Origin of the sequence: Helicobacter monodelphidis, assembly GCF_003288845.1 — a bacterium.
In the GTDB taxonomy this organism is placed as follows: Bacteria; Campylobacterota; Campylobacteria; order Campylobacterales; family Helicobacteraceae; genus NHYN01.
On the sequence record NZ_NHYN01000085.1, the window covers coordinates 1 to 593 of the forward strand.

Below are 593 nucleotides of genomic sequence, written 5' to 3' on the forward strand. Positions count from 1 at the left end.
CAAATCACTGGTTCTCAAGGTTTAGATACCATTGAATTAGCAAAAGGTATCAATATGGATAGAATCAACTTGATTGGGTATACACCAGCTGGGAGTGCTCAGCCTGCTACTACTGCTACTGCTACTGCTGCCTTTACAGGTGTCGCTGGTGGCACTGCTGCTGTAACTAAAACACTCACATTCACTGCTGATGGTGTAAGTGTTAGTGTTGAGGTGAAAGCTCTTACTGGTCAAACGATTAATGCTACAAGTATCGGTGATATTGTTGCTGCAGTATTGGATGGTAAAACATACACTCCGCCTGCCGCTACTGCTGGAACAGTAACAGTCACTGTTGGTGGAAGTACTTACAATCCGGCAACAGGAGGAACTGACCTCTTAACAGGATGGACTGCAAGTCAAGCTGGTGGCACACTTAAATTCACCCCTGATAGTGCGACGACTACCATGACTGGTGGAGAGATTAAATTTAAGCTTGATGGAGCAGATGCGACTAGCATTACTTACACCGGCTATACCCCTGCAAATCCTGCTAAGAATGGAACATCTTATGTCAATGGACTCATCAGTAAGACTGGTGCAGATAGCAAAGC

Annotated in this window: 1 protein-coding gene; it reads left to right on the forward strand. The window is 45.0% G+C overall.

Annotated elements, in window-relative coordinates; translation table 11 throughout:
* The coding region (locus CCZ01_RS10620; protein ID WP_181566404.1) for a hypothetical protein at window positions 1-593 on the forward strand (593 nt) is incomplete at both ends.